At 70.4% G+C, this 783-nt stretch carries 1 protein-coding gene; it reads right to left on the bottom strand.

The annotated features are described in order from the left end of the window. Nucleotides 1-11: 11 nt before the first annotated feature. The coding region (locus tag IE260_RS41085) for an SDR family oxidoreductase (RefSeq protein ID WP_373303483.1) at nucleotides 12-783 on the bottom strand (772 nt) is incomplete at its 5' end.

Below are 783 nucleotides of genomic sequence, written 5' to 3'. Positions count from 1 at the left end.
GCGGTCGGGCTCTATGCGATGCCGCCGTTGCTCATCAGCAGCTGGCCGTTGATCCACTCGCCTTCCCTGGAGCACAGGAAGTCCACGAGGTGCGCGGTGTCCTGTGGCGTGCCCAGACGGCCGAGCGGGGTGTGGCGGATGCAGTGCTCGCGGATCTCCTCGGACATCCAGCCGGTGTCGATCGGTCCGGGGTTGATCACGTTGGCGGTCACGCCGAGGTGGGCGAGTTCGCGGGCGGCGGCGAGGGTGATGCGGTCCAGTGCTCCCTTGCTCGCTCCGTAGGGGAGGTTGCCGACGGTGTGATCGCTGGTGAGGCTGATGATCCGGCCGGTTCCCCGTTCTGCGGTGAAGCGGCGCCCGAACTCGCGGATGAGCAGCCACGGGGCGCGCGCGTTGACGGCGAAGTGGCGGTCGAAACTCTCGACGGTCGTGTCGAGCAGGCCGGAGTCGACCGACTCGCAGTGGCACATCACCAGCGCGGTGACGCTGCCCAGCCGCTGTTCGACTTCGTCGAAGACGCGTGCCGGGGTGTCCACGTCGGCGAGATCCGCCTCGATCGCCGTGGTGGAGGCGCCGTGTTCGGCAAGGGCTCGGCTGATCGCCTCGGTCGCGCCGGGTTCCCTGCCCCATGCCATGCGTTCGTCGTAGGGGGTCCAGTGGGTGAAGGCGATGTCCCAGCCCGAGGCGGCCAGTCGGCGGGCGATGCCGGCCCCGATACCCACGGTGCGGCCCACACCGGTGACCAGGGCGACCGGGCGGGTGGCGGGAGTCGTCCGGCCGGGG

The organism is Streptomyces viridiviolaceus (assembly GCF_014650995.1).
GTDB lineage: Bacteria > Actinomycetota > Actinomycetes > Streptomycetales > Streptomycetaceae > Streptomyces > Streptomyces viridiviolaceus.
This window is presented reverse-complemented; position numbering and strand designations above follow the sequence as displayed.